The 25,404-nt window shown below is 70.6% G+C and carries 20 protein-coding genes and 1 pseudogene; 7 read left to right on the top strand and 14 right to left on the bottom strand.

The genetic code is table 11. The features are described from left to right. Positions 1-85: 85 nt before the first annotated feature. On the top strand, positions 86-1,471 hold the full coding sequence (locus OH768_RS03535) for an aminotransferase class V-fold PLP-dependent enzyme (protein WP_406449892.1): 1,386 nt from the start codon (positions 86-88) through the stop codon (positions 1,469-1,471). Between the two features lie 13 nt (positions 1,472-1,484). On the opposite strand, the gene OH768_RS03530 is transcribed toward OH768_RS03535, so the two are convergent. From OH768_RS03530 to OH768_RS03505, 6 genes are all read right to left on the bottom strand, one after another. Next, positions 1,485-3,158 (bottom strand): ATP-binding cassette domain-containing protein, encoded by a 1,674-nt coding sequence (locus OH768_RS03530; protein WP_406449890.1) that lies wholly within the window; start codon positions 3,156-3,158, stop codon positions 1,485-1,487. Between the two features lie 12 nt (positions 3,159-3,170). Then, positions 3,171-5,342, bottom strand: a complete 2,172-nt coding sequence (gene glgB / locus OH768_RS03525; protein ID WP_406465122.1) for a 1,4-alpha-glucan branching enzyme — start codon at positions 5,340-5,342, stop codon at positions 3,171-3,173. Between the two features lie 374 nt (positions 5,343-5,716). Beyond that, entirely contained in the window at positions 5,717-7,114 is a 1,398-nt protein-coding gene (locus OH768_RS03520; protein WP_406449888.1) for a maltokinase N-terminal cap-like domain-containing protein, read from the bottom strand. A 28-nt stretch (positions 7,115-7,142) separates the two neighbouring features. Then, positions 7,143-8,861, bottom strand: coding sequence for a maltose alpha-D-glucosyltransferase (gene treS / locus OH768_RS03515; RefSeq protein ID WP_406449886.1), 1,719 nt, complete (start codon positions 8,859-8,861; stop codon positions 7,143-7,145). Next, positions 8,858-10,849 carry an alpha-1,4-glucan--maltose-1-phosphate maltosyltransferase gene (locus OH768_RS03510; protein WP_406449884.1) on the bottom strand — a complete coding sequence of 664 codons (1,992 nt, stop codon included), beginning with the start codon at positions 10,847-10,849 and terminating at the stop codon, positions 8,858-8,860. Before OH768_RS03510 ends, treS begins: the two co-directional genes overlap by 4 nt. A 73-nt stretch (positions 10,850-10,922) precedes the next feature. Next, complete coding sequence (locus tag OH768_RS03505) at positions 10,923-11,231, bottom strand: DUF5133 domain-containing protein (RefSeq protein WP_406449882.1); 309 nt, start codon at positions 11,229-11,231, stop codon at positions 10,923-10,925. A 297-nt stretch (positions 11,232-11,528) separates the two neighbouring features. On the opposite strand from OH768_RS03505, the gene OH768_RS03500 reads away from it, so the two are divergent. Continuing rightward, complete coding sequence (locus tag OH768_RS03500; protein WP_406449880.1) at positions 11,529-12,032, top strand: pep a2; 504 nt, start codon at positions 11,529-11,531, stop codon at positions 12,030-12,032. After that, positions 12,029-14,164, top strand: a complete 2,136-nt coding sequence (glgX, locus tag OH768_RS03495; RefSeq protein ID WP_406449878.1) for a glycogen debranching protein GlgX — start codon at positions 12,029-12,031, stop codon at positions 14,162-14,164. Before OH768_RS03500 ends, glgX begins: the two co-directional genes overlap by 4 nt. 3 nt (positions 14,165-14,167) lie before the next feature. On the opposite strand, the gene OH768_RS03490 is transcribed toward glgX, so the two are convergent. Continuing rightward, positions 14,168-14,971: a VOC family protein gene (locus tag OH768_RS03490; protein ID WP_406449876.1), complete on the bottom strand. Its 804-nt coding sequence runs from the start codon at positions 14,969-14,971 to the stop codon at positions 14,168-14,170. A 144-nt stretch (positions 14,972-15,115) separates the two neighbouring features. Here OH768_RS03490 and OH768_RS03485 point away from each other — a divergent pair, with 144 nt between their 5' ends. The 4 genes from OH768_RS03485 (at position 15,116) to OH768_RS03470 (ending at position 17,953) form a co-directional block, all read left to right on the top strand. Further along, complete coding sequence (locus tag OH768_RS03485; protein WP_406449874.1) at positions 15,116-15,571, top strand: MarR family winged helix-turn-helix transcriptional regulator; 456 nt, start codon at positions 15,116-15,118, stop codon at positions 15,569-15,571. Then, a complete protein-coding gene (locus tag OH768_RS03480; protein WP_388113761.1) occupies positions 15,568-16,428 on the top strand; it encodes an ATP-binding cassette domain-containing protein in 861 nt (286 codons plus the stop codon). The genes OH768_RS03485 and OH768_RS03480 overlap by 4 nt, the downstream gene beginning before the upstream one ends. Next, the gene (locus OH768_RS03475) at positions 16,388-17,248 is read left to right on the top strand and encodes an ABC transporter permease (RefSeq protein ID WP_406449871.1); all 861 of its coding nucleotides are present in this window, start codon (positions 16,388-16,390) and stop codon (positions 17,246-17,248) included. Before OH768_RS03480 ends, OH768_RS03475 begins: the two co-directional genes overlap by 41 nt. 189 nt (positions 17,249-17,437) lie before the next feature. Next, a complete protein-coding gene (locus OH768_RS03470; RefSeq protein ID WP_406449869.1) occupies positions 17,438-17,953 on the top strand; it encodes a hypothetical protein in 516 nt (171 codons plus the stop codon). 25 nt (positions 17,954-17,978) lie between these two features. Here the strand turns inward: OH768_RS03470 and hemC are convergent, their stop codons facing one another. The 7 genes and pseudogenes from hemC to OH768_RS03435 form a co-directional block, all read right to left on the bottom strand. Next, positions 17,979-18,914, bottom strand: a complete 936-nt coding sequence (hemC, locus tag OH768_RS03465; protein WP_406449867.1) for a hydroxymethylbilane synthase — start codon at positions 18,912-18,914, stop codon at positions 17,979-17,981. Between the two features lie 71 nt (positions 18,915-18,985). Further along, positions 18,986-20,554 (bottom strand): MGH1-like glycoside hydrolase domain-containing protein, encoded by a 1,569-nt coding sequence (locus tag OH768_RS03460; protein ID WP_406449865.1) that lies wholly within the window; start codon positions 20,552-20,554, stop codon positions 18,986-18,988. Positions 20,555-20,631: 77 nt separating this feature from the next. After that, positions 20,632-21,408, bottom strand: coding sequence for an NPP1 family protein (locus tag OH768_RS03455; protein WP_406449863.1), 777 nt, complete (start codon positions 21,406-21,408; stop codon positions 20,632-20,634). A gap of 135 nt (positions 21,409-21,543) precedes the next feature. Then, positions 21,544-22,494, bottom strand: a complete 951-nt coding sequence (locus tag OH768_RS03450; RefSeq protein WP_406465121.1) for an ATP-dependent DNA ligase — start codon at positions 22,492-22,494, stop codon at positions 21,544-21,546. 95 nt (positions 22,495-22,589) lie between these two features. Further along, positions 22,590-23,271 (bottom strand): annotated as a pseudogene (locus OH768_RS03445) (response regulator). Between the two features lie 172 nt (positions 23,272-23,443). After that, positions 23,444-24,088 (bottom strand): response regulator transcription factor, encoded by a 645-nt coding sequence (locus tag OH768_RS03440; protein ID WP_262062155.1) that lies wholly within the window; start codon positions 24,086-24,088, stop codon positions 23,444-23,446. A gap of 22 nt (positions 24,089-24,110) precedes the next feature. After that, positions 24,111-25,271 (bottom strand): histidine kinase, encoded by a 1,161-nt coding sequence (locus OH768_RS03435; RefSeq protein ID WP_406449859.1) that lies wholly within the window; start codon positions 25,269-25,271, stop codon positions 24,111-24,113. Between the last annotated feature and the right edge of the window lie 133 nt (positions 25,272-25,404).

Here is a 25,404-nt window from a genome sequence, read left to right as displayed (position 1 = left end):
CGATTGGTGAGGGGAACAGGGAAGTGCCCTTGCGGAGTTTGGTGGTTGAGTGGAACCGACCTGACAAAGCGGGGTGTACGAGGACGTGAGCACGGTGGATCTCGACGAGTTGAGGGCCCACGACTTCGGCTATCTGGACGCCGAGGGACACACCTATCTCGACTACACGGGCGCGGGACTCGCCCCCAGCTCACTGGTCCGGGCCAGCGCCGCGCGGATCACCGGGGGCGTCTTCGGCAACCCGCACTCGGAAAGCCCCGCCTCGCGCGCCTCCGGCGACCTGCTGGCCGAGGCCCGCGCGGCGGTGCTGCGGCACTTCGCGGCCGACCCGGCCGAATACACCGTGGTGTTCACCGCCAACGCGACGGCCGCGCTGCGCCTGGTCGGCGAGTCCTACCCGTTCGCACCGGGCAGCAGGCTCGTGATGCTCCTCGACAACCACAACTCCGTGAACGGACTGCGGGAGTACGCCCGCGCCGCCGGCGCCAGGACCGAGTACGTCCCGGTCCACGGCCAGGAGCTGGCCGTCGACGAGCAGCGGCTGCACACCGCGCTCACGGCCCGCAGCCGCCGCCGCGGACTCCTCGCCTATCCCGCACAGAGCAACTTCACCGGCGTACGGCACTCCCTGGACTGGATCGCCACCGCGCAGCGTCACGGCTACGACGTCCTGCTCGACGCCGCCGCGTTCGTCCCCGCCAACCCCCTCGACCTGTCCCGCTTCCACCCGGACTTCACCGTGGTCAGCTGGTACAAGGTGTTCGGCTATCCCACCGGCATAGGCAGCCTGATCGTCCGCCGCGAGGCCCTCGCCCGGCTGCGCAGGCCCTGGTTCTCCGGCGGCACCGTCTACGCCGCGAGCGCCCAGGCGCAGTGGCACGTCCTCGCGGACGGCGAGGCCGCCTTCGAGGACGGCACCGTCAACTTCCTCTCCATACCGGACATCACGGCCGGCCTGGAGTGGATCGACGCCATCGGCATGGACCGCGTGCACGACCACGTCGCCCGGCTCACCGGCCAACTCCTCACGGGAGTAGCGAAGTTACGGCACAGCGACGGCTCCCCGATGGCGCGGGTCTACGGCCCCACCGGCAGCGGCCCCGCACGCGGCGGCACCGTCGCCCTCAACCTCCTCGGCGCGGACGGCCGGGTGATCGACGAACGGGTCGTCGCCCAGGACAGCGCCGAGCGCCGTATATCGCTCCGCTTCGGCTGCTTCTGCAACCCGGGCGCCGGAGAGGCCGCGTTCGCCCTGCCGCTGCGCAGCCTGCGCTCGGCGGCCCGCAGACCGATGCGCTCACTGGAGGACTACCTCGACCTGCTGGGCCTGCCGTCCGCGGGCGCCGTACGGGTCTCGGTGGGTGTCTCCTCGCAGCCCAGGGACGTCGAAAAGTTTCTGGAGTTCGTCGCGGACACCTACCGCGACCGCGTACCGACGGCGGCCGGCCTCGCCGACCGGGCAGGCTGCTGAACGGCGAGGCGGTTCACCGCCCCGCGCGGGCCGCCGGCACTCCCTGACGGCACCTGCGCACCAGCACCGCCCAGGTCGCCGCCAGGAACAGCACCGCGAACGCCGCCAGGATCAGCCAGCCGCGCCCGGCCGGATGCGCGAACGAGTCTCCGTACGACCGCAGCAGCGGCGGCCCGGCCGGGGAACCGCCGTCGCGCCATAGGCCGTTGAGGCCGATCGCGCCGCCCAGTGCCTCGAACGCCCAGCGGTTGGTCATCGCCCAACTGATCGCGCGACCGACCGGTGCCATCCGGGGCACCGGCACGAAGGCGCCCGAGAACAGCACCTGGGGGAAGCAGAGCAGCGGCAGCATCAGTGTCGCCTGGCCCGGCTCCGTGACCGCGGCCGAGGTGAGCAGGCCGAGGGCCAGCGCGGCGGCCGAGGCCAGCACACTGGTCAGGAACAGCGAGCCGTACGTGCCCCAGCCCGCCGCCGGCAGCCGGTCCAGCGCGCGCAGCACCGCCAGCAACAGGGCGTCCGCCGCCGCCAGTACAGGCAGGACGGTGGTCAACTTCGAGGCCACGTACGGTCCGATCCGCACTCCGGCCAGCCACTCGCGGCGCAGCACGGCCAACTCCGGGCAGATCTGCAGCAGTCCGTACGTCAGCCCGAAGAAGAACGCCCCGAACGCGATCCAGAACGTGATCATCGCCGTGGACCCCGGATCAGGCGCCGCCGCATCGAACGCACCCGCCCGGAACAGCACCGCGAACATCGCCACGATCATCACCGGCGACCCCGCGAACACGGCCATCGACAGCCGGTTGTGCGCCAACAGGGCCGTCGTACGACGGGTCAGCAGTGCCCACTGGCTTACGGCGCCGACGCGCGGCGGACGGTGCGTGGTGGGCGCCGGTTGCCGGTCGGGCAGCGTTGCCGGGGCCGTCCGCTCGGCGCGCTTGCCTTCCGCGACCGCCGCGTACACGTCCTCCGCCGTCTCCGCGCCGAACGCTCCCAGCAGCGCGTCCGGCGGTCCCACGAACGCGACGGCTCCGCCCGGCGACAGGAACACGACCTGGTCGCAGCGGGGCAGATCGGCGAGGACGTGGGTGGTGAGCAGGACGGTGGTGCCGGTCTCGGCCAGGCTTCGCAGGGTGGCCAACAGGGCGGCCCCGGTGACCGGATCGAGCCCGGAGGTGGGTTCGTCGAGGAAGAGCACCCGCGGCCGGGTCAGCAACTCGGCGGCGATACAGGCCCGTTTGCGCTCCCCACCGCTCAGCGCCCGCACCGGCGTACCGGCATGCCCGGACAGCCCGAGGACGTCGAGCACCTCCGTCACCCGCGCCGGAACCGTCCCGCCCGGCATTCGCAACCGTGCCGCGTACTCCAGCGTGCGCCGCAACGGCAGCTCGCGGTGGATCACGTCCTCCTGTGGCACGTACCCGAACTCCGGCCCGGGCGGCCCCGGTTGGGCACCGTCGTGCAGTACGGCCCCCGAGGTCGGGCTCTGGAGTCCCGCGAGCGTCTGCAGCAGCACCGTCTTGCCCGCGCCGCTGCTGCCCGCGATCATCGTGAGCTGTCCGGCCCCGACCTCGAACGACACATCGTCCAACACCCGCCCGGAGCCCCGTACTTCCTGTGTGACGTCCCGCAACTCCACGTGCAGACCGGCTATTTGGGTGATGTCAGGGTGTATCGGCGTCGGCATGCGAGCAGCATGTCACCCCGGTGTCAGCCATACCGTCGCCAGGGGCGGGAGGGTGAGCAGGAGGTGGCCGTCCTCCGGTTTGACCGGGTCGGGGTTGGTGACATCGCTGCCGCCGTACGCGGCAGAGTCGGTGTTGAGCGCCTCGCGCCAGGCCGGGATGTCGTCCGGGACCCCGAGCCGGTAGTCGTGGCGCACGACGGGGGAGAAGTTGCTGACGGCGAGCAGCGGCGCGCCCTCGGCGTCGAACCGCAAGAACGCGAAGACGTTGTCCTCGGCGGCGTCGCCCAGCACCCACCGGAAGCCGGCGGGCTGTGTGTCCAGCTCCCAGAGAGCGGGGGTGCGGCGGTAGAGGGTGTTGAGGTCGCGGACCAGGTTCTGGACGCCCCGGTGGTCGGATTCGGCGTCGTAGGCCGGGTCGAGGAGCCACCATTCGGGGCCATGGGATTCGGACCACTCGGCGCCCTGGGCGAACTCCTGCCCCATGAAGAGGAGTTGCTTGCCGGGGTGGGCCCACATGAACCCCAGATACGCCCGGTGGTCGGCGCGCCGCTGCCACCAGTCGCCGGGCATCTTCGAGACCAACGACCGCTTGCCGTGGACGACTTCGTCGTGCGAGATGGGCAGGACGTAGTTCTCGCTGTACGCGTACACCATCGAGAAGGTCAGCTCGTGGTGATGGAACTTGCGGTGGACGGGCTCGTGCGCCATGTAGCCCAGCGAGTCGTGCATCCAGCCCATGTTCCACTTCAGGCCGAAGCCGAGGCCGCCGGTGTCGGTGGGCCGGGTGACGCCGTCCCAGGCGGTGGATTCCTCGGCGATCGTCACGACGCCGGGCACCCGCCGGTACACGGTCGCGTTCATCTCCTGGAGGAAGGCGACGGCGTCCAGGTCGTCGCGCCCGCCATGGACGTTCGGGGCCCACTGGCCCGAGTCGCGGGAGTAGTCGAGGTAGAGCATTGAGGCGACCGCGTCCACGCGCAGGCCGTCGATGTGGAACTCCTGACACCAGTAGACGGCGTTCGCCACAAGGAAGTTGCGCACCTCGGTCCGCCCGAGGTCGAACTCGTACGTCCCCCAGTCCGGATGCTCGGCCCGCCGTGCGTCCCCGGGCTCGTACAGCGGGTCCCCGTCGAACCGGGCCAACGCCCAGTCGTCCTTGGGGAAGTGCGCCGGCACCCAGTCCATGATCACGCCGATACCGGCCTGGTGGAGGGCGTCGACCAGGAACTTGAAGTCGTCGGGGGTGCCGAGGCGGGCGGTCGGGGCGTAGAAGCCGGTGACCTGGTAGCCCCAGGAACCGCCGAAGGGGTGCTCGGTCACCGGCATGAACTCGACGTGGGTGAAGCCCAGGTCGTTGACGTACGCGGGGAGTTCGACGGCGAGCTGACGGTACGTCAGGCCGGGCCGCCAGGACGCGAGATGCACCTCGTACACGGAGAACGGCGCTTCGTGGACGGGTGTTTCCGTCCGGCGGGCGAGCCACTCCGCGTCGTCCCACTCGTGGTGCGAGGCCGTCACGATGGACGCCGTGGCGGGCGGCACCTCCGTACGGCGTGCCATCGGGTCGGCCTTGAGGAAACGGTCGCCGTGCCGTGAGGTGATCTCGAACTTGTAGCGGGCACCCTCGCCCACACCCGGCAGGAACAGCTCCCACACACCCGACGAACCGAGCGACCGCATCGGGAAGGCCGTCCCGTCCCAGGAGCTGAAGTCCCCGGCGACACGCACCCCTTGGGCGTTCGGCGCCCACACGGAGAAGCGGGTGCCGGTGACTCCCTCGTGCGTCATCGGCTCCGCGCCGAGCGCCTTCCACAACTCCTCGTGGCGCCCCTCCCTGATCAGGTGCAGATCGAGATCCCCGAGCGCGGGGGGGAAGCGGTACGGGTCGTCCACCTCGTGCTCGTCGCCCTCCGCGTACGACACCAGCAGCGTGTACGCCGGGATCGCGTCGAGCGGCAGTACGCCGGAGAAGAGGCCGCCTCCCTCCGAGGCGAGCGGGCTGCGCATGCCGTCGATCACGACACTCACGGCACGGGCGTAGGGCCGCAGCGCCCGGAAGGCGATCCCGCCCGCGACCGGTCGCGCGCCGAGCAGCGCGTGCGGGTCGTGATGGGCGCCGGAGAGCAGACGCTCGCGGTCGGCCGGGTCCAGCGGGGCGAACGCCGCGGGACCAGCCGCGCCCAGGGGAACCGGAACGGCCGTGGGCGCGGCGACCGCGGACGGGGAGGCCGTCGCGGCCTGGTCCTCGGGCACCCGGGCGACGGTCGCGGGCCGACTGCTCGCCCCCGGAGCCTCCGTGGCGGGCGGATCGCCGGTCTCCGTCGCGCCGGGCGCGGCTGGGTCGCCGGCCTTTGGTGTGGCGGGCGAGGTTGGTTCGCGTGTCTCCGGGCCGGCAGCCGTGGGTGAGTCGGCCGCGTTCGGAGGCACTGTGGCGGCCCGGTCGCCGGTCTCCGTCGCGCCGGGCCCGGTCGGGCCGCCTGCGTCCGGGGCTGCGGGGCCGCCGGGCGTGGCCGGACCGCCCGTCTCCTGAGGTGAAGTGTCGCGCAGGGCCACGGAGTTCAGCCTCCTCGGACGGCGAGTCGCTCGATCGCCGCCATGGGTACGGGAAGCCAGTCCGGGCGGTGTCTGGCCTCGTACAGCACTTCGTAGACCGCGCGATCCGTCTCGTAGGCGCGCAGCAGGGCGTGCTTGGTGCGGGGGTCCCAGCCGGCCCGGGCCGCGTAGCCCGCACAATAGGCCTCCCGGCAGCGGCGCGCCCACTCGGGGCGCCAGGGACGGCGCTGCCGGGCCGCGTAGTCGAAGGAACGCAGCATCCCGGCGATGTCCCGCACCGGGGACTGCGCGCTGCGCCGCTCGGCCAGCGGCTTGGACGGCTCGCCCTCGAAGTCGATCACGAACCAGTCGCGGCCCGCCCGCAGCACCTGCCCGAGATGCAGATCTCCGTGGATCCGCTGGGCGGGCGGCCCGGCATCACGGCCGATCAGCGCGCCGAACGCGGTCCGCAACCCCGGCACGAACGGCCGCAGCGCGGGAACGTAGTGCGCGGCGGCTTCCAGGCGCTCGGTCATCGCAGTCGCAGTCGCAGTCGCTGTCTCCGTCACCGTCTCCGTACGGTCGGTCTCGGCGACGGGCTCGCCGCCGGACGGAAACGCCGCGGCCAGCGCGAGATGGACATCGGCCGTGGCCTGCCCCAACTCATGTGCCTCGGTGGTGAATTCGTCACCGGAGGCGAGTGCGCGCAGCGCCAGCGTCCAGCCGTCGGAGGCGTCCGGCAGGAACGGCTGGAGCACACCGAGCGTCGCGGCCCGCGGCTCGGCCGTCCGGAACCACGCCACCGGCGCCGGGACCCGCGTGCAGCCCTGCGCCGCCAGCGCCCCCGGCAGTTCCAGGTCCGGGTTGACGCCGGGCTGGATGCGCCGGAACACCTTCAGGATGAACCGGTCGCCGTACACCAGCGAGGAGTTGGACTGCTCGGCGTCCAGCAGCCGGGGCGCGAGCCCGGCGGGCACCGACATCGCCGGGTCCGCCTCGAAGCGCAGGGGACCGGCCGTACCGGGGTGCCGCAGCCGCTCCAGCAGCAGTTCCGCCGACCGCGGGTCCTGCAGGGCGTCGTACACCGCGAATCCGGCCAACGGGCCTTCGTGCACACGGCCGATGAAGGCCCGGGCGAGCCGCGGGGAGACATGTTCCCGTACGCCGAGCAGGAGTTGGTAGCAGTCGCCGGGCGGGGGAGTGCCGCCCGGTGCGGGAACTTCCGTGTGGGAAGCGTGCACCAGCAGATGGAGACAGCCCGGGAACAGTTCCGTGGTGGACAGCACATCGAGGTCGGCCACCGGCCGGTCCTTGCCGGCGAACCAGCGCTGCCCGGGCAGCCATTCGCGCAGCAGCCCGGCGAGCGTGGCCGGCGGCCGGTCGACGGCGTGGCTGCTCAGTCGGAGGGGTGCGGTCTTCGGCATGGTGACGCGTCCTTTCGCGGGCACATCCTCAAAGTCGTCGGCCGTTGCGGGAAGTGGCTCGCGAGAGCCGGAACCAGTAGAAGCCGTGCCCCGCGAGCGTCAGCAGATATGGCAGCTCACCGATCGCGGGGAAGCGCACCCCGCCGATCAGCTCCACGGGATGCCGGCCGTCGAACTCCCGCAGATCCAGCATGGTCGGCTGCGCGAACCGCGAGAAGTTGTGCACACAGAGCACGAGATCGTCCTCGTACTCGCGCAGGAATGCGATCACCGCCGGATTCGACGACTGGAGCTCCGTGTAGGAGCCGAGGCCGAACGCCGGGTTCTGCTTGCGGATCTCGATCATGCGGCGGGTCCAGTGCAGCAGCGAGGAGGGCGACGACATCGACGCCTCGACGTTGGTGACTTGATAGCCGTACACGGGGTCCATGATCGTCGGCAGGAAGAGGCGCCCCGGATCGCAGGAGGAGAAGCCCGCGTTGCGGTCGGGCGTCCACTGCATGGGAGTGCGGACGGCGTCGCGGTCGCCGAGCCAGATGTTGTCGCCCATGCCGATCTCGTCGCCGTAGTAGAGGATCGGCGAGCCGGGGAGGGAGAGCAGCAGGGCGGTGAACAGTTCGATCTGGTTGCGGTCGTTGTCCAGCAGGGTCGCCAGGCGCCTGCGGATGCCGATGTTGGCGCGCATGCGGGGGTCCTTGGCGTATTCCGCCCACATGTAGTCGCGTTCCTCGTCGGTGACCATTTCCAGGGTCAGCTCGTCGTGGTTGCGCAGGAAGATGCCCCACTGGCAACCCGAGGGAATCGCGGGGGTCTTGGCGAGAATTTCCGAGACGGGATACCTGGACTCCCGGCGTACCGCCATGAAGATGCGGGGCATGACCGGGAAGTGGAACGCCATGTGGCATTCGTCGCCGCCGCTCTGGAAGTCGCCGAAGTAGTCGACGACGTCCTCGGGCCACTGGTTCGCCTCCGCCAGCAGCACCGTGTCCGGATACATCGCGTCGATCTCGCGGCGGACGCGCTTCAGAAAGTTGTGACTGGCGGGCAGGTTCTCACAGTTGGTGCCCTCGGTCGCGTAGAGATAGGGCACGGCATCGAGGCGGAAGCCGTCGATTCCGAGGTCCAGCCAGAAGCGGAGGGCGGCCAGGATCTCTTCCTGGACGGCCGGGTTCTCGTAGTTGAGGTCCGGCTGGTGGGAGAAGAAGCGGTGCCAGTAGTACTGCTTGCGGACGGGGTCGAAGGTCCAGTTGGAGGCTTCGGTGTCGACGAAGATGATGCGGGCGTCGGGGTACTGCTTGTCGTCGTCGGCCCACATGTAGTAGTCGCCGTAGGGGCCGTCGGGGTCTTTTCTGGACTCCTGGAACCACGGGTGCTGGTCGCTGGTGTGGTTCATGACGAAGTCGATGATGACCCGCATGCCGCGCTGGTGGGCGGAGTCCACGAAGTCCACGAAGTCCGCGAGGTCGCCGAATTCGGGGAGGACGGCGGTGTAGTCGGAGACGTCGTAACCGCCGTCGCGGAGGGGGGATTTGAAGAAGGGGGGCAGCCAGAGGCAGTCGACGCCGAGCCACTGGAGGTAGTCGAGTTTGGCGGTGATGCCCTTGAGGTCACCGACGCCGTCGCCGTTGCTGTCCTGGAAGGAGCGGACCAGGACCTCGTAGAAGACGGCGCGTTTGAACCACTCGGGGTCCCGGTCCTTGGCGGGAGTGTCCTCGAAGGTGTCGTGGACCGGTTCGTTGACAGTCATGAAACTCTTGACCCTCCGCTCTGTGTGGACCGCCGGACGTGGAACACGTGCGCGGGAGCCCGGCCGGGTTCCAGACGCACATAGTTGGTCCTGCCCCACTGATAGGATTCACCCGTCAGTTCGTCGTGCACCGACATGGATTCGTGTGATTCCAGGCCGAGTTGCGGCATGTCCAACGAGACCGTGGCCTCCTGGGTGTGGTGCGGATCAAGGTTGACGACCACCAGAACCGTGTCCACGCCCGTGGTCTTGCTGTACGCGATCAGCGCGTCGTTGTCCGTCCGGTGGAAGCGGAGATTCCTGAGCCGGCGCAGCGCCGGGTGGCGACGCCGGATCCTGTTGAGCGACGCGATGAGGGGAGCGATGGTACGTCCTTCCCGCTCGGCGGACTCCCAGTCGCGCGGGCGGAGTTGGTACTTCTCGGAGTTGAGATACTCCTCGCTCCCCTGCCGGAGAGCGGCGTTCTCACACAGTTCGTAGCCGCTGTAGACACCCCAGGTGGGGGAGAGGGTGGCGGCGAGTACCGCCCGGAGTTCGAAGGCGGGCCGGCCGCCGTGCTGGAGGAACTCGTGGAGGATGTCGGGGGTGTTCACGAAGAAGTTGGGCCGCATGTAGGCGGCCGCCTCGCCCGACAACTCGCTCAGGTATTCGGTGAGTTCCTGTTTGGTGTTGCGCCAGGTGAAGTAGGTGTACGACTGCTGGAAGCCGACCTGGGCGAGGGTGGCCATCATCGCGGGGCGGGTGAACGCCTCGGCCAGGAAGATCACGTCCGGGTCGGTGGCGTTGATGTCGGCGATGACCCGCTCCCAGAACACGACCGGCTTGGTGTGCGGGTTGTCCACGCGGAAGATCCGCACCCCGTGGTCCATCCAGTGCCGCAGCACCCGTAGCGTCTCGGTGATCAGTCCGTCCAGGTCGCGGTCGAAGGCGATGGGGTAGATGTCCTGGTACTTCTTCGGCGGGTTCTCCGCGTACGCGATGGTGCCGTCGGGGCGGTGGTGGAACCACTCCGGGTGCTTGTCCACCCACGGATGATCCGGGGAGCACTGGAGGGCGAAGTCGAGCGCGATCTCCAGGCCCAGCTCACCGGCGCGCGCGACGAACGCGTCGAAGTCCTCCAGCGTCCCGAGCCGGGGATGGATCGCGTCGTGCCCGCCCTCCGGGGAACCGATCGCCCACGGGACACCCACGTCCTCGGGCCCGGCGGACAGCGTGTTGTTCGGGCCCTTGCGGAAGGCCGTCCCGATCGGATGGATCGGCGGGAGATACACCACGTCGAAGCCCATCGCGGCGATACCCGCGAGCCGCCTCGCCGCCGTGCGGAAGGTGCCGTGCGGCTCGGCTGCCGTGCCTTCGGAGCGGGGGAAGAACTCGTACCAGGCGCCGTAGAGCGCCCGCTCCCGCTCCACCAGCAACGCGCGCGGCTCGGAAGCCGTCACCAACTCCCGCAGCGGATACCGCTCCAGCGCCCCCTCCACCCCCGGGGTCAACGCGGCCACGAACCGCGTCCCCACCGGGAGCGAGTCGTCGCGGAGAGTCTCCGCGGCGGCGAGCACCACGGCGCGTGCCGGCCCCTCGGGCACCCCGCTGGCGGCGCGCGCGTGCAGTTCCGCGCCCTCCTCCAGCATCAGGCCGACGTCGATGCCGGCCGGGATCTTGATGCGGGCGGCCCGGCGCCAGGTGGCGATGGGGTCACCCCAGGCCTCCACGACGTACGACCAGCGGCCCGTCGTGTCCGGGGTGACCTCGGCGCCCCAGCGGTCGCTGCCGGGGGCGAGTTCGCGCATCGGGGTCCACCGACCGGGACGGCCGTTCTCGTCACGGAGAACTATGTTCGCGCCGATCGTGTCGTGCCCCTCGCGGAAGACGGTGGCGGTGACCTCGAACGTCTCGCCGACCACCGCCTTCGCCGGCCGCGCGCCGCTCTCCACGGCCGGGCGTACGTCACGTACCGGAATGCGGCCGATCGGTGCCGGGGTCGCGTTCATGGGTCTCACCTCCGCCGTGCTCGTGGCCGGGCTGTTCACCCGGTGGGGGGGCCAAGCTGCGCCGGAAGGGGGACTACCTTCCCGCCGGGGAACGCCGGTCGACGGCGACGGTGACGGGTGGCCCGCGGTGCACGACAGCCGTCGTACGGGGGCGTCCGTTCTGCTCTTGGGGGTATGAGCCCACGCTGCTGCGCAGATAGCGTTCGGCGGCTTCCGCGGCCTCGCGCGCGCAGCGCTTCCCCATCAGCACGCACAGGGTGTAGCCAGAGTCCTCGAAGGTGGCCCGTACCGTCCGGTCGCCCGGCGATGCGAGCATCACGCGTTCCCACGCCCGGTAGCGCCGCAGTTGGCGGGCCACTTCGGCCTTGGCGGGTAGCAGCATGGCGCTGTTCACCTTCCGCCCCGGCGGACCGCGTTTCCCGACCATCGGGTGGCGGCCGTGCGCGGAGCGGCATGGCTCCGGCACGGCAGTCGAGGCTTTCACTCATGGTGCACAGGTGATGACCAAGCGTCTTGTTGGATCTTCAACTACCCCATCCGTCGCTCGTGTTGCACGAATGGGCTAGCGCTCGCACTCTGGAGCTGACTCAGAAGCGATCAGTACTCACGCTTCGTGTTCGGGGCTCCGGCCCCGCAGGGCGAGGGGAAGCGCAAGCTTCGCCGGTAGGGAGCCAACGAGATGAAGACCGCAGTGCCCTGCTACTACCACCTCGACGTGGAAGTCAGTCCGGAACGGATCGGGCAGGTCGGGCGCATCCTGGCCGCCCATCTCCGCCTCTGGGACCTGGAGGTTCTCGTGGTTCCCGTCCGCCGCGGCGCCGAGCTGCTGCTGCGGGCCATCGACGAACACGCCACGGACAAGGACACATCGATCGAGCTCTGGTGGAACGGCCAGCACCTGATCACCGCCATCGGCGACAACGACCGCGATCTGCGCCCGGACCAGGATCTGCGTGCCTGCCTCGCCCGGATCGCCGCGATGAGCGACGGCTGGGGCTGCTGCGCCACCGACACCGGAAGCAAGGTCATCTGGTTCTCGCAGCGCGCCCCCAGCGGCGAACGCGTCCCGCGCGTCCCGAGGACACCGGCGCCGCGCCTGTGGGAGATGCTCCAGCTTCCCCGCGCGGTACCGCCCGCGCTGCCGGCCCGCTCGGCGCACGGCGTGCTGGAGGACGCCCGGTGACCGCGAACCCGCGCCGGAAAGGGGTGTCCGTGTGGAGCGGGCACCCCTATCCACTGGGTGCCTCCTACGACGGGAAGGGCACCAACTTCGCGCTGTTCAGCGAGGTCGCCGAGCGCGTCGACCTCGTCCTCGTCGAGGACGACGGCAGCCACCGGAACGTCCGGCTGCCTGAGGCCGACGGCTTCGTGTGGCACTGCTACCTGCCGGGCGTCGGTCCGGGGCAGCGCTACGGCTACCGGGTGCACGGCCCGTGGGCTCCGGCCGCCGGACACCGCTGCAACCCGGCGAAGCTGCTTCTCGACCCGTACGCCCGGGCGGTGGACGGCCAGATCGACAACGACCCCTCGCTGTACGAGCGTTCGGCAGGACCCGCCACCGGGGACAGCGCCGGGCACGGCATGCTCGGGGTGGTCACCGACCCCGCCTTCGACTGGGGCGACGACCGCCCGCCCCGGCGCTCGTACGCCGACACCGTGATCTACGAGACCCATGTGAAGGGGCTGACCCGCACCCACCCGGAGGTCCCGGAAGAACTCCGGGGCACCTACGCGGGACTCGCGCATCCGGCCGTCGTCGACCATCTCGTCTCGCTCGGCGTGACCGCCGTCGAGCTGATGCCGGTGCACCAGTTCGTCCAGGACGGAGTGCTCCAGGACCGTGGACTGTCCAACTACTGGGGCTACAACACCATCGGCTTCTTCGCGCCCCACAACGCCTACGCCGCGCACCGCGAACGCGGGCAGCAGGTAACCGAGTTCAAGTCCATGGTCAAGGCGCTGCACGCCGCCGGACTCGAAGTGATCCTCGACGTCGTCTACAACCACACCGCCGAGGGCAACGAGAAGGGCCCCACCCTCTCCTTCCGGGGCATCGACAACGCCTCCTACTACCGCTTGGTGGACGGTGATTGGGGCCACTACTACGACACCACGGGCACCGGGAACAGCCTGCTGATGCGACACCCGTACGTCCTCCAGCTCATCATGGACTCGCTGCGTTACTGGGTCACCGAGATGCACGTAGACGGCTTCCGCTTCGACCTCGCGGCCACGCTGGCCCGGCAGTTCCACGAGGTGGACCGGCTGTCGGCCTTCTTCGACCTGATCCAGCAGGACCCGGTGATCAGCCGCGTCAAGCTCATCGCCGAGCCGTGGGACGTGGGGGAGGGCGGCTACCAGGTGGGCAACTTCCCGCCGCTGTGGTCGGAGTGGAACGGCAAGTACCGGGACGCCGTACGGGACTTCTGGCGGGGCGGCGAGCACACGCTCGGCGAGTTCGCGTCCCGGCTCACCGGCTCCTCCGACCTGTACCAGCACAGCCGGCGCCGACCACGGGCCAGCCTCAACTTCGTCACCGCGCACGACGGGTTCACCCTGCGCGACCTGGTGTCGTATGACGACAAGCACAACGAGGCCAACGGGGAAGGGAATCGGGACGGCGAGACCAGCAACCGGTCCTGGAACTGCGGTGCGGAGGGGGAGACGGACGACCCCGGCGTGCTGGAGCTGCGCGCCCGTCAGCAGCGCAACTTCCTTGCCACGCTGCTCCTTTCGCAGGGCATCCCGATGCTCGGCCACGGCGACGAACTGGGCCGCAGCCAGCGCGGCAACAACAACGCCTACTGCCAGGACAACAAAGTCTCCTGGATCGACTGGGAGTTGACCGACGAGCAGCGCGAACTCGCCGCGTTCACGCGGTATGTGATCGGGCTGCGCGCCGCGCATCCCGTGCTGCGCCGGCGCCGGTTCTTCCGCGGCGAGACCGCCGTGCACCCCGGACAGCCGCTGCCCGACCTGGTGTGGCTGCTGCCCGACGCCCGCGAGATGGCCGACCGGGACTGGCAGCGCTCGGACGCGCACTCGGTGGGTGTCTTCCTCAACGGCGACGCCATCGCCGAACGCGATCCGCACGGCGGGCCCGTCGTCGACGACTCCTTCCTGCTCCTGCTCAACAGCTACTGGGAGCCGGTCGACTTCCGTCTCCCGGACGTCACCTACGGCGAGCGCTGGACGACCCTGATCGACACCGCGGCGCCCCAGGGCACCCCGGACGAGACGGAGCACAAGGCGGACACGGAGATGGTGGTCGAGGCCCGCAGTCTGGTGCTGTTGTCACGCCCTGCGAGGCGCTGAAGGTCAGGGAGTCTCGCGCGAGGTCACCGTGAACTGGGCGCCGTCCGGGTCGCGCAGCACGGCTTCGTGGCCGTTCTCCCGCAGGATGGTCCCGCCGTGCGAGGCGACGACCCGGGCGCACGAGCGGATGTCCGAGACCGCGAAGTGGACCTGCCAGTGCGGGCGGACGGTCGGGTCGGGAGCCGCCTCCAGCGCGCCCGACTCGATCCGCGCCACGACGTTCCCGCCGCTGCGCAGGACGACCTCGCCGCCCTCGTACCGGACCTCGCAGCTCGCCTGGTCCGCCGACGCCCAGTCGAGGACCTCGCCGTAGAAGATCGCCGCTTCGAAGGCGTCCCGGGTGTGCAGACGGACGAAGGCCGGGGCCGAGCGGCGCCAGGTCTCCCAGCCGCCCATGAGGTCGCCCTCCCAGATGCCGAAGGTCGCGCCGTCCCGGTCGCCGAGCAGCGCTGCCCGGCCGGGCGGGAAGGAGAGCGGGCCCACGGCGACCGTGGCGCCGCGCTCGCGGACCCGGGCCGCGGCCACATCGGCGTCGGGCACGGCGAAGTACGGCGTCCAGGCCACCGCGATCTGCCACATGGAGGCCACCGCGCCCAGGCCGGCCACCGGATTGTCGTTCGCCGTGGCGATCCGGAAGTGGTCGCCGAGCCGGGCCGAGCGCCACTTCCAGCCGAACACGGCCTCGTAGAACGCCTCGGTGGTCTCCACATCGCGGCTGGTGAGACTCACCCAGCAGGGGGCGCCGAACACCGTGCGGGTGGAGACGGAGTCCGGTTCTCCGGGGGACGGTTTCCTGTCGTGGTTCATGGCAGTCGCGTTCCGATCTCCTGGACCGGCGGCCACCGGTCTCCTTCTCAGTGTCCAACCGGAATCGGTCCCGCTGCCTCCCGAGCGGGTGTCTTGACCATCCGTTTGGGTTAGTTACCTCTGCTAAAGAGGTAATATCCGGGTGTGGAGACGGAGAACTTCCCGGAAGAGCTGGCCGACGCGCTCGTCGGTGTCCAGCGGCTGATCCGCAGGCGACTGCGCAGCGAGATGACCATGCCGCGACTGCGCGGTGCCGAGGTGGAGCTGTTGCGCCTGGTCGAGGTCCGGCCCGGCATCGGCATCTCGGAGGCGGCCAAGGAGCTGTTCCTCGCGAGCAACTCGGTTTCGACCCTGGTCAACCAGCTCGTCCGGGACGGCTTCATGATCCGCGAGACGGACCCCGCCGACCGGCGCGCCGCCCGCCTTCAGCTCACCGCGACGGCAAAGACCCGCCTCGGCGACTGGCACGCACGGCGCGCCGCTCTTGTCCGCAGCCAGGTGGACCGTCTCGACCAGGCGGGCCGGGACGCGCTGCGCGCGGCGATCCCGGCCCTGCACCAACTGGCCGTCAATCTGCACGAGGAGGCCGAGGACTCATGACGCAGGACACTGCCACCGAGCGGTCCGCAGCCGTCAGCTGCACCCGGCTCGCCTACTCCTTCGGCGAGACCACCGCGGTGGACGGGCTCGACCTGTCCGTGGGGGAGGGCGAGGTCTTCGGACTGCTCGGCCCCAACGGAGCGGGGAAAACCACGGCCATCCGCTGTATCACCACCCTGCTCCCGGTCCCGGCGGGCATGGTCCACGTCTTCGGCCACGACACGGCCAAGGAGCAGATGTCGGTGCGCCGCATGCTCGGCTACGTCCCACAGCAGCTGTCCGCCGACAGCGGGCTCACCGGCCGCGAGAACGTCGCTCTCTTCGCCCGTGTCTTCGATGTCCCGCGCAGAGAACGCGCCGCCCGCGTCGCCCAGGCACTGCGGGCCGTCGACCTCACCGACGCCGCCGACCGGCTGGCCAACACCTACTCCGGCGGCATGGTCCGCCGGCTGGAACTCGCGCAGGCCCTGGTCAGCGCGCCCCGCCTGCTCATCCTCGACGAGCCCACCATCGGCCTCGACCCGATCGCCCGCACCAGCGTGTGGGAGCACATCAACGCCGTGCGCGAGGCCACCGGAATGACCGTCCTGGTCACCACCCACTACATGGACGAGGCCGACCAGTACTGCGACCGCGTCGGCCTGATGCACCGCGGCCGCATCCGCGCCCTGGGCACCCCGGTCCAGCTCCGCGAGGGCCTCGGCGAACGCCGACGCGCCGACGGAGCGCCCGCCACCGATCCGCTGCCCACCCTCGAGGACGTCTTCCGGGACATGGCCGGCAGCGGACTCGAAGACCAGTCAGGAGGTTTCCGCGATGTCCGAAGCACCCGCCGCACCGCGAACCGCGTCGGCTGACCAGACCCCCGAGTACGACCTGAACCTGCTGCTCACCCCGCCTCAACCCCGGTCCGGCTGGCGCCTGTTGCCTGCCCGCGTCATCGCGATGTGCGCGGTCGAACTCCAGAAACTCCGCCACGACCGCACCGAGTTGTACACCCGAGCCGTCCAACCGGCCCTCTGGCTGCTGATCTTCGGCCAGACCTTCACCCGCATCAAGGCGATCCCCACCGGCGGCATCCCCTACATCGACTACCTCGCCCCGGGCATCATCGCCCAGTCCGCGATGTTCATCGCCATCTTCTACGGCATCCAGATCATCTGGGAACGCGACGCCGGCATCCTCAACAAGCTCCTCGTCACCCCCACCCCGCGCTCGGCACTGATCACCGGCAAGGCGTTCGCGGCCGGAGTGAAGTCACTGATCCAGGCCGTCGTCGTGGTCGTCATCGCGGCCGTCCTCGGAGTCGCGCTGACGTGGAACCCGCTGAAGCTGATCGGTGTCGGGGCGATCGTGATCCTCGGCTCGGCCTTCTTCTCCTGCCTCTCGATGACCATCGCCGGCATCGTGCTCAGCAGGGACCGGCTGATGGGTTTCGGACAGGCGATCACCATGCCGCTGTTCTTCGGCTCCAACGCCCTCTACCCGGTGGCGATCATGCCCGGCTGGCTGCAGGCGGTGAGCAAGGCGAACCCGCTCAGCTACGAAGTGGACGCCCTGCGCGGGCTGCTGCTCGGCACCCCGTCGCATGTGGGCACCGACTTCGCCGTCCTGCTGGTGGCCGCCGCGCTCGGCATCGCCGCAGCCTCCTCCCTGCTCGGACGGCTGGCCCGCTGATCTTGCCGGGGACGTGATGTGCGGCACGCCCCCGACCGCGGTTCGATGGCCGGAAACCGGATTCTTCCTGCGCACGGCTTGATCAGTGATCAAGCGGGCGAAAACGCTGGCCACAGCGCATTCTGCTCATTTGACAGTGTGCTGAGCACACAGATAGGAAGCAGCTCTCTGAGGTCGAGAGGGTGCATTGTGTACGAGCCGAACGTGGTCGGGGACTGGCACGAGTACGACGAACATGCCGGTCTGCGTGTCCGCGTCCACAGCCTGGCGGCTGCCGAGCCGCCGCGCGGACGCGACGACGCCGCCGAAGGGCTGACCTACTTCACTCTCCGTGTCACCGTCGAGAACCGCGGCGCCCGGCACCTCGGCATTCACCTGGAGGACGGCCAGATCGACATCCGGGTCGGCCCGGAGGGCGAGAGCGCCTTCATCGACTGGCGCAGCTCGCAGTTCATCGAGGGCTTCGACGTCTATCCGCTGCGCCGCGCCACCGCCGTCCTCTACGCGGCCGGCCCGGAGGCGTCCCTGACACAGGTGGACGTACAGGTGCAGCTGCGGGTCGAGGAGGAGTGGACCGAGCGGCGCCTGTGGGCGGGCGGCATCGGTCTGTGCGAGGAGGCCGTCGCGGCCGGTGCCGGGCGGGACGGCCTGGCGCACCAGGTGAGCAACTTCCTCCGCGACCAGGCGGAGCCCGGCACCCCCTGAGACCTGCGGGGCCGGGCCCTTCGGGTCAGTGCGGGATGCCGTCGATGATCTCGCGGGCGCCCTGCCGAAGCAGCGCCACCGCCACCGACGTGCCGAGCGTCGCCGGGTCCAGCCGTCCCGCCCACTCGTGGGCGTTGAGCCGGGTCTTGCCGTCCGGGGTGAACACACAGGCGCGCAGCGACAGTTCACCGCTCCGGTCCACCTGGGCGTACCCGGCGATCGGGCTGTTGCAGTGCCCCTGGAGGACGTGCAGGAACATGCGCTCCGCGGTCGCCTCACGATGCGTCTCGGGGTGACCGAGCCCGCTGATCGTGTCGATGACGTCGGTGTCGCCCTCACGGCACTGCAGGGCGAGGATGCCCGCGCCGATCGGCGGCATCATCGCCTCGGCGGACAGCACTTCGGTGGCCACGTCCAGCCGGTCGATGCGCTCCAGGCCCGACATCGCGACCAGCAGCGCGTCCGCCTCGCCCGCCGCGAGCTTCTCCAGCCGCCGGTTGACGTTGCCGCGGAACGGCACGCACTCCAACTCCGGGTGCGTGGCGGCGAGTTGCGCGACCCGGCGGACCGAGGAGGTGCCGACTCGGGTACCGGCGGGCAGCTCGTCGAGGGTCAGCCCGCCCGGGTGGATCAGGGCGTCGCGGATGTCGTCCCGCTTCAGGAACGCGGCGAACGTCGTACCGGCGGGCAGCGGACGGTCGGCGGGCACGTCCTTCATGCAGTGCACCGCGAGATCCGCCTCACCCGCGAGCAGCGCGGCGTCCACCTCCTTGGTGAACGCCCCCTTGCCCTCGACGGCGGACAGGTCACCCATCCACTTGTCGCCGGTCGTCTTCACCGGTACGACCTCGGTGCGCACCTGCGGATGAAGGACGGCCAACTCGGCGCGGACACGCTCCACTTGGGCCAGCGCCATGGGCGAGTCGCGGGAGACGATTCGGATCAGTTCGGGCACGGACATGCCGACACGATAGACCTTCCGGCACCCCGCCGTGGACCGGACCCCGACACCGGGCGACGGTGACGCACGCGTCACACCGTGTCGGTGAGCACGAGGTGCAGGGTGCGGTGACCGGTCCCGTCAGCGGGTACGACCGGTTCCCCCGGCCGCCCGTCGACCGTGCACGACCGTACCCGGCTCCCGCCGCCGCTCAGCGTGACGTCGAGGGTCGTGTCCCGGTACCGCAGCCCGCGCAGACTCACCGCGCCCCAGGTCGGGGGCAGACACGGGCGCAGCCGTAGCGAGCCGTCCGTGAACGTCAGGCCGAACAGACCGTCGTGGATCAGCCGCAGATACGCCGTCGCCGACCAGGTCTGGTCGGGCTGGGACACGAAGTGGTTCGCGTGGCCACTGGCACCGCCCTGCCAGCCGCCGTCCACGGCACCGGTCACCGAGTTGTACAGCTCGTAGAAGCCGCCACTCGTGGAGATCAGGCCGGCGAGGGTGTCGACGGCGAGGGCGAACGGTTCGGTGCGGCCCGCGGCGGCCGCGGCCTGGCCGTACAGCCCGTGGACCATCGGCCACACCATCACGTTGTGCCGCCCCGGGTGCCGGTCGTCGAAGCGCGGGAAGTGCGGCCAGACGTTGACGATGCCGTACGGCTGCCAGTGCGTGGCGTCGAGGATCCGGCCGGCGCGTTCGGTGTCGGCGACGCCTAGGAGGACGGCGAGGGCCAGTCCCGCGCCCTCCTGCGAGGTGTCGAGGTGTCCGGCCAGGGGGCCCTCGCCTTGGACGAGGTAGCCGTAGGTGCCGGCGTCCGCGCGCCACAGGTGCCGGTCGATCGCGGTGCGCAGCTGCTCCGCGTCCGAGCGCAGCGAGGCGGCCTGCACGGGGCGGCCGAGGGCCTCGGACATGGCGGCGAGGGCGAGATGGGCGCCGTAGTAGAGGCAGTTGGTCGACAGGCACATCAGTTTGCCGGTGTGCGGGTGGTCCAGGACGAAGGACGAGTGGACGGACGTCGAGGCGGGTGGGCTCGGGTAGCCGGAGATGCCGTCGTTCATGAAGCCCGGGCCCTCGAAGAGGCCGAACGTCGGGTTGAGGTGCTGGGCGCGGCGGGTCGCGAGGGTGCGTGCGGACGTGTCGTGGGCCCGGGCGAGGAAGTCGCGGTCGCCGGTGACCAGGAAGTGGTGGTGGGCGGCCAGGACCCACACGATCTGGTCCCACCACTGGTTGTCCTGCTGGACGACCAGCCCGTCCCGCGCGCGGTCGACCACGGACCACAGGGTGTTGCGGGCGACCTCGGGGGCCAGCAGGCTGACCCCGCTCCACGCGTTGACGGCCGCGTCCCGCGTCCAGCGCTGGGGCGCGCGATAGCCGCCGCCCGCCCGGACGACCGTGCCGGGCGGGTAGCTGAGCAGTCCGGCCCTGTCGTACACCGAGCGGTCCGCGCCGATGGTGTTGGCGCCGGACACGGACCTGAGCGCGGACGAGTACAGGTCACCGAGCCGGCGCTGGGTGGCCGGGTCGTCGAAGGCGAGGGTGGGCATGGCGTATCCGTTCCCGGGGGCCGGGCCCTGCGCACCCGCGGGGATGGCCGTCGCCCCGGCGATGCCCAGCGCGATCAGGAGCGCCCGCCGCGAGACCCTGCGTTCAGCTGCCACGTTCCGTCCTCTCGGGCTCCCGGGGTCGAGATGGTCCCGGGAGCCCTGAGAACGATGGTGCCCTGTGGACGGTACCGTCAGGCGGCGGGATCGAACGTGATTCCGGAAGGCTTCGCCGACGTGAGGTGGGCCACGAAGTTGGCGTCCTTGAGTCCGAAGTTCGCGCTGCCGAAGTCGTAGGCGCTCAACTTGTCGCGCAGGCCCGCCGGGTAGCCGTTCCAGCCGACGAGCGGCGGGTACTGCCAGGTGTGCTTGTCGTTCTCCGGCGGCTCGTCGTTGGCGTTCGCCAGCCGGAAGTCGTGCGTGCCGATGCCGTCCTTGTGGTAGACGATCTTGGCGTGCGTGCCGTCGAAGCGGACCTCGGACGCCGCGTGCACGGTGAACGAACCGTGGTTGGACGTCGACACGTACTGGATCGTGCCGTTCTGCACCCACACCACGACGTGTTCCCAGTCGTTTCGGTGCCCGCCGATGCTGGAGTTGGCGATGGCCTGGTCCTTCTCGAAGTACAGGCCGTACATGTACGCGCACCAGCCGTTGTTGCACTTGTAGCGCGAGTAGCTGTTGGTGTTGTCGAGGTCCGAGGCGTCGTGGCACTCGCCGCTGAGCGAACCCGTCGGGTTCAGGCCGCCGTTGATGGTCCCGTCGGGGCCGATCGCGGGCGTCGGGTAGCAGCCGTCCGTGTCGTAGTCGAAGGCGGGCAGATACGTCTGCTCGGCCGCCTCGGCGTTCGGGGGCAGCGCCACGGGCGGGGCGGCGAAGGCTGCGGAGGGGAAGGCGATGACGAGCACGGCGGCACCGCCGAGACCGGCGAGCCACCTTCCGCGGCGGGTCCGGGACTTCTGGGACGACACTGCGTCCTCCTCTTCGGGCGCAGCCCAACGGCTGTGGATGGAAAGGGCTTTCAGAGTCCCTGCTTTTCATGTACGCGCCAAGGGGGTGAGGTGTCACGATGGTGACACGCCGCCCAATACTTGATCTACGCAAGTTCATCGGTTCTCCGGCAGGTCGGCGGCCGACTCCTCCGGTGCCAGGTCGGGGCGCAGCCGCAGCCAGGACGGCTGCCGCAGCATCCCGGACCGGGTGCGGGTGCTGTAGCGGACCTCGCCGACCAGGCGGGGCACCACCCAGCGCGCCCCGGCCACCGCCGGTACCGGATCGAAGGGGCAGGCGTCGGTACCGGCGGCCCGCAACAGCGCGGCGAGTTCGGTGCGTTCGGCCTCGCTCCAGCCCGTGCCCACATTGCCGACGTACCGCAGCTGCCCCGCCGCGCGCTGCCCGACCAGTACCGCGCCCGGCAGACCCGAAAGCCGCCCTTTGCCCGGCACCCACCCGCCGACCAGTACGTCCTCGCTGCGCAGATTGCGGATCTTGATCCAGGCCCGGGATCGCACCCCGGGCTCGTACACCGAGTCCAGCCGCTTGCAGACCAGGCCCTCCAGCCCGTGTTCGCGGGTGGCCCGCAGCGCCTCGGCGCCATGTCCCGTGAGCGCGGCGGGAGTTGACCAGTACGGGCCGTGCAGGCCCAGTCGCTCCAGTTCGGTGCGACGGTCGGTGTAAGGGAGGCCCAGGAGCGGCCGGTTGAGGTGGGGGACGTCGAACAGCACCAGATGGACAGGGGTGTTCGCGGCTCGGTGTGCCGCCAGGGCCGGCGAGTCGGCCAGGCCCATCCGGTTCTGCAGCAACTGGAAGTCGGCGCGGCCCTGTTCGTCCAGGGCCAGCACCTCACCGTCAAGGATTGCCCGTGTGCTGCCCAACTCGCGGCCGAGGGGCAGGAGTTCGGGATAGGCGCCGGTGATGTCCGCACCGGAGCGGGCGCGCAGGAGGACGCTGCCGTCGCCGGGGAGGTACACCAGTACGCGCTGGCCGTCCTGCTTGGTCTCGTAGGCCCAGCGGGTGTCCTGTCCGACGGGCGGGAGGGTGCCGGGCGTGGCGAGCATGGGTGCGATGTGGGGGAGGGGCACGCCACAGGTGTCGACGGCGAGCGCGGGCGGCACGCCTCTTCGGTGGCGGGTTCGCCTGAACGGGTGCTCCGTCAGAGCGCGGGGCCGGACGGGGGCGGCGCCTGCACCAGCCCCGACTGGTAGGCCATCACGACGAGTTGGGCCCGGTCGCGGGCGTCCGGCTTCGTCATGGCGCGGTGCACATGGGTGCGGACGGTCAGCGGGCTGACGTACAACTGCTCGGCGATCTCGTCGTTCGAGCGCCCCTCGGCCGCCATGGCCATGATCTCGCGTTCCCGGGCGGTGAGGACGCCGAGCCGGTCGGAAGTCGCCAGCCGGTCGCTCGGCGCGGGGATGGCCAGGAAACGGCTGATCAGGGTGCGGGTGGCGAGCGGGGGAGAGCAGGGACTCGCCGGACGCGACCGTGCGGATGCCGGAGCGCAGCGCCTCGGCGGTGACGTCCTTGCCGAGGAAACCGCTTGCGCCCGCCCGCAGCGCCTGTGCCACGTACTCGTCGACCTCGAAGGTGGTGAGGATGAGGACACACGTGCCGGACAGCGCCGGGTCGGCACAGATGGCGGTGGTGGCGGTCAGGCCGTCGGTGCCGGGCACGCGGATGTCCATCAGGACGAGGTCGGGGCGGTGTTCACCGGCCAGCGCGATCGCCTCGGCGCCGTCGGCCGCCTCGCCGACCACCTCCATGTCCTCGCAGGTGTCGATCACAGAACAGGGTGACCAACCAGCGCCGCCGGAAGGCGAGTCGGCCCAGTCGATGGAGAAAAGTAGCCACGGGACGGAGTGCTCCACATCTGCTTTCGGGGACCGGCCCAGACTCGCGGGCGGACCCCCGTCCCGTCGTCGTGCGGCTGCCGACAATCGCGGCTACTGAGAACGCAGTACGCGCCGCCGGCCGTGTCATCCCCTGGCACGACCGGCGGCGCGCGTGTCACACGTTCTGCAGATAGGCCAGCACGGCCAGCACCCGGCGGTGCCCGCTGTCGCTCGGCGGCAGGCTCAGCTTCAGGAACACATTGCCGATGTGCTTGCTGACCGCGCGTTCCGTGACGACCAGGGTCTTGGCGATCGTCGTGTTGTCGTGGCCCTCCGCCATCAGCTTCAGGACCTCGCGCTCGCGCGGGGTCAGCGAGTCCAGCGGTGAATTACGGCGCCGGGTGAGCAGTTCGGTCACCACCTCGGGGTCGAGCGCCGTACCGCCGGCCGCCACCCGGTCCAGCGCGTCGAGGAACTCGTCCACACGGCCGATCCGGTCCTTGAGGAGGTAGCCGACCCCGCTCGCGCCGACGCCCAACAGCTCGGCGGCGTACGACTCCTCGACGTACTGCGACAGCACCAGCACCGGCAGCCCGGGGATCTTCTCCCGTGCCTCCAGCGCGGCCCGCAGCCCCTCGTCGCGGAAGCCGGGCGGCATCCGCACGTCCAACACGGCCACGTCCGGCCGGTGTTCGAGCAGCGCGGGCAGCACCTCGGGCCCGCTGCCGGCGACGGCCACGACCTCGTGCCCGGCCGACGTCAGCAGGAGGACCAGGCCCTCCCTGAGCAGGGCGTTGTCCTCGGCGATGACGACCCTCATGACAGTCCCGCCTCAACTACGCTCACCAGACGCACGGCAGCTCCACTTCGATCACGGTAGGTCCCCCCACGGGGCTGGTCACAGTCACACTGCCGTCGAGCGCGGCGACCCGGCGCTGCATGCCGAGCAGCCCCGATCCGCCTGCCTCGTCGGCGCCGCCCCGGCCCTCGTCCCGCACCTGGACGCGCAGTCCGGTGCGGGCGCGGGCGAGATGGACCTCGGCGCGGTCGGCGCCGCTGTACTTGGCCGCGTTGGTCAGCGACTCGGCGATCACGAAGTACGCCGCCGCCTCCACCGCCGCCGGGGCGCGCGGCCCGTCGTGGCCGTCGGTCAGCCCGTCCACGGTCACGCTGACACCGAGCGCGCTGCTGGCGGCCAGCGCGCGCACCGCGCCGACCAGGCCCCGGTCGGTGAGGATCGGCGGATGGATCGCGCGGACGACGTGCCGCAGATCCGTCAGCGCCTCCTCGGCCAGCGTCTGCGCCTCGTCGAGCATCCGGCGGGCCGCCGCCGGGTCCTGGTCGTAGGCCCGCTTGGCGAGACCGATGCGCATCGACAGCGACACCAGCCGGGCCTGCGTCCCGTCGTGCAGGTCCCGCTCGATCCGGCGCAGTTCGGCCCCGTGCGCGGCGATCGCGCCCGCCCGGGTCTGCACCAACTCCTCGACCCGTACGGCCAGTTGGGCCTTCGGTGAGGGCTTCAGCAGGGCGGTCGACCACTCGGCGTCCAGGTCCGCGAGCCGGCTGATCAACGGCAGGACGACGGCCTCGCGGCGCAGCAGCCCGCACCACACCCCGTCGGCGACCAGACCCAGCGGCCACAACGGCAGCATCAGCACGGGCAGCACGCCGTAGCCGTAGTAGGCGACCATCCAGCGGAAGTCGGTCAGCGTGCTCGGGTCGCGGACCGCCGTGCGCAGCCGCTCCCGGACGGTGCCGTTCAGCGGCTGGTATGCCTCGGGGATCTTCCGCCCGGTCCAGGCGCCTGCCTGCTGCCGCTTGGCCCCGGCGATCCGCCGTATCAGCAGCACGGTCTCGGGCAGCATGAACGCGCCGACCACCGAGGCCGTGAGGATCGCGGTGATCAGGAGCACGGTGATGAAGATGTACGACCCGAAGGCCATCGCGGCGGAGATGACCAGCTGGAGTGTCGCCCGGCTCGCCTGCCGCAGGGTGGCCCGCATGGAGATCAGGTTAGGTGCAGGGGGCGGCGGGTGCCGGAGCGGACCGCCCGGCAGCGGTGCAGCCCACTCCACCATGGGTTCGGGAGACTGTTCCACCACGGGTTCGGGAGATCGCTCCCTCGTGTCGTCGGGC

It is taken from the genome of Streptomyces sp. NBC_01622, assembly GCF_045209635.1.
Classification (GTDB): domain Bacteria; phylum Actinomycetota; class Actinomycetes; order Streptomycetales; family Streptomycetaceae; genus Streptomyces.
The sequence above is the reverse complement of the archived record's forward strand: the minus strand, read 5'-3'. Positions and strand labels throughout refer to the sequence as shown.

Excerpts from the sequence above, each read along its gene's own strand:
- OH768_RS03530 (WP_406449890.1), bottom strand. The coding sequence starts at position 3,158 with ATGCCGACGCCGATACACCCTGACATCACCCAAATAGCCGGTCTGCAC.
- OH768_RS03490 (WP_406449876.1), bottom strand. The coding sequence starts at position 14,971 with ATGAACCACGACAGGAAACCGTCCCCCGGAGAACCGGACTCCGTCTCC.
- OH768_RS03520 (WP_406449888.1), bottom strand. The coding sequence starts at position 7,114 with ATGCCGAAGACCGCACCCCTCCGACTGAGCAGCCACGCCGTCGACCGG.
- OH768_RS03480 (WP_388113761.1), top strand. The coding sequence starts at position 15,568 with ATGACGCAGGACACTGCCACCGAGCGGTCCGCAGCCGTCAGCTGCACC.
- OH768_RS03510 (WP_406449884.1), bottom strand. The coding sequence starts at position 10,849 with ATGAACGCGACCCCGGCACCGATCGGCCGCATTCCGGTACGTGACGTA.
- OH768_RS03475 (WP_406449871.1), top strand. The coding sequence starts at position 16,388 with ATGTCCGAAGCACCCGCCGCACCGCGAACCGCGTCGGCTGACCAGACC.
- OH768_RS03435 (WP_406449859.1), bottom strand. The coding sequence starts at position 25,271 with ATGCGGGCCACCCTGCGGCAGGCGAGCCGGGCGACACTCCAGCTGGTC.
- treS (WP_406449886.1), bottom strand. The coding sequence starts at position 8,861 with ATGACTGTCAACGAACCGGTCCACGACACCTTCGAGGACACTCCCGCC.
- OH768_RS03505 (WP_406449882.1), bottom strand. The coding sequence starts at position 11,231 with ATGCTGCTACCCGCCAAGGCCGAAGTGGCCCGCCAACTGCGGCGCTAC.
- OH768_RS03450 (WP_406465121.1), bottom strand. The coding sequence starts at position 22,494 with ATGCTCGCCACGCCCGGCACCCTCCCGCCCGTCGGACAGGACACCCGC.
- OH768_RS03500 (WP_406449880.1), top strand. The coding sequence starts at position 11,529 with ATGAAGACCGCAGTGCCCTGCTACTACCACCTCGACGTGGAAGTCAGT.
- OH768_RS03440 (WP_262062155.1), bottom strand. The coding sequence starts at position 24,088 with ATGAGGGTCGTCATCGCCGAGGACAACGCCCTGCTCAGGGAGGGCCTG.
- hemC (WP_406449867.1), bottom strand. The coding sequence starts at position 18,914 with ATGTCCGTGCCCGAACTGATCCGAATCGTCTCCCGCGACTCGCCCATG.